At 77.4% G+C, this 2,041-nt stretch carries 3 protein-coding genes; all 3 read right to left on the reverse strand.

Features of this window, described 5'->3' with window-relative positions; all coding sequences use genetic code 11:
• Positions 1-115 precede the first annotated feature (115 nt).
• The gene (locus tag PYV61_RS24685; protein WP_275836537.1) at positions 116-634 is read right to left on the reverse strand and encodes a DUF664 domain-containing protein; all 519 of its coding nucleotides are present in this window, start codon (positions 632-634) and stop codon (positions 116-118) included.
• Positions 631-1,197, reverse strand: a complete 567-nt coding sequence (locus PYV61_RS24690; RefSeq protein ID WP_275836538.1) for a dihydrofolate reductase family protein — start codon at positions 1,195-1,197, stop codon at positions 631-633. Before PYV61_RS24690 ends, PYV61_RS24685 begins: the two co-directional genes overlap by 4 nt.
• A 24-nt stretch (positions 1,198-1,221) precedes the next feature.
• Positions 1,222-2,041: DUF4440 domain-containing protein (locus PYV61_RS24695; RefSeq protein WP_275836539.1), on the reverse strand; the 820-nt coding region annotated here is incomplete at its 5' end.

A 2,041-nucleotide genomic window follows, 5' to 3' on the forward strand; every position in this document is an offset into this window, starting at 1 on the left:
GTCGCGTCGAGCTCCGGCACCACCGCCGCCGCGCCCCCGCGCGCGAGCGCCGCCGCGAGCGTGGTCTTGCCGACCGCGCTCGGCCCCTCGAGGCAGACGACCGGCGCGCGGCGCGTCACGCCGGGCGCGCGGGGAGGCGCTTGCGCAGCCACAGGATCTGGCCGCGGTGGCTGATCTCGTCCTCGGCGACGTGGAACCACGCCCAGTGCGCGTTCATCGTCGGGTCGGCGGCGAGCGGCGCCTCCAGCCACGCGTCGTCGCGCTCGGCCAGCGCGGCCAGCGTCGTCGCGCGCACCGCCGCCAGCTCGTCGAGGCGCTCGGCGAGCGGCCGCCCGCGCACCGCGCGCCGCCCCGGCTCGCCGAGGTCGAGGGCGGGGAGCCGCGGCGCCTCCTCCTCGGCGGTCGCGCGGCGCCCCTCGAACGTCAGCACCTGGTACCACCACTCCACCGCCGCCGCGTGCGCGAGCAGCGCGCCGATCGAGTTCGCGTCGGCGTCGTGGAGGTGGTCCAGCTCCGCGGTCGTCAGCCCGTCGACGGTGGACAGCAGCGTGTGCCGCGCGTACGTCAGCATCCCGACCAGCCGCCCGATCGTCGGCGCGTAGCCGGGGAGCGGGACGATGTGCCGCGCCGTCACGGCGCCGCCCCCGCGCGCGGCACCGCGTAGTGCAGCTCCGCGAACCCGGTCCCCACCTGACGCACCGACAGCAGCGTGAGCGGCGGCTGCGTGATGGCGCGCGGGAGCAGCGGCTTGCCCGCGCCGAGCGTGACCGAGCCGACCTGCACGAGGATCTCGTCGAGGAGCCCCGCGTCGTGGAACCGCCCGACCAGCTCCCCGCCGCCGACGATCCAGAGGTTCTTCCCGCCGGCGGCGGCGCGCATCTCGGCGTGCACCGGGCGCACGTCGCCGCGCGCGAAGCGGACGTCGGCGCCCGGCACGCCGGGCAGGTCGCGCGTGGTGAACACCCACGTGGGCTGCGCGTACGGCCACGGCTGCGGGTGCGTCGCCCCGGGGCCGAGCAGGTGCCGCAGCATCCACTCGTAGGTGGCGGAGCCCATCGCGAGCGCGCCCACGTCGCGGAAGAACGCGGGGTACGCGGTGTCCTCGATGTTCCCGAGCGGGAAGAGCCAGGAGAGGTCGTCGCCGGGGCCGGCGATGAAGCCGTCGAGACTGGCGGCGGTGAAGTACTGGGTCTTCATGCCGCCAATCTACGCGTCGCGGCGTCAGCCGGCGGGGCGCGCGCTGCCGCCGTCCATCACGTACAGCCACGCGCCGTCCGGCTGCCGCTTCCAGATGCTGAGGTACTTGGAGTACGCGGGCGCGCCGCCGCCGGCCGGGTGGAACGTGGCGTTGCCGACGGTGAAGCCGAGGTCCCCCGAGGCGGCGACCTCCGCGCCGACGGGCGCCCACCCGGAGCCGGGGCCCGGCGGCGTCGGCGACTGCGCGGCGCGGATCGCGTCGGGGCCGAAGACGCCGGCGAGCAGCGCGCCGTCGGGCGCGGCGAAGGTCGAGAAGCCGGTCGCCAGCCCGCGCGCCGCCGACAGCGCCGAGAAGGCGAGGTCGCGCGCCGTGATCTCGCGCGCCAGCGCGGCGGTGTCGGACTTCGGGAGGTAGCGCGCGTGCCGCTCGTCGGGCGTGCCGAAGCCCGCGGGCGCGGCGGCGAGGTTCGCGCCCGCGTTGTTGCGGAGGAACGCGGCGACCGACCACGACTCCGCCGTCGACGCGCGGCGCCACATGACGATGTACCCGTGGCGGCTCGTCGCCGGCTCGCCCACCTGCCCGTACCCCCACGTGTAGCCGAGCCGCCCGTCGGACGAGACGTCGGCGCGCACGGCGCGCCAGGCGAAGCGCGTCGCCCCGGTCGCGGCGTCCGTCGTCGCGAGCATGGTGCGCACGGCCTCGCGCCCGCGCACGACGGGACGCGCGACCTGCAGGTACCACGCGTCGTCGGTCAGGCGCGGCACGACGGCGGCGAGCAGCCCCTGCTCGGCGCTCCGCCGCGACAGCTCGGCGTCGGCGGCGCGCAGGTCGCCGCGCAGCCCC

The organism is Roseisolibacter sp. H3M3-2, from assembly GCF_029211165.1.
Lineage (GTDB): Bacteria > Gemmatimonadota > Gemmatimonadetes > Gemmatimonadales > Gemmatimonadaceae > Roseisolibacter.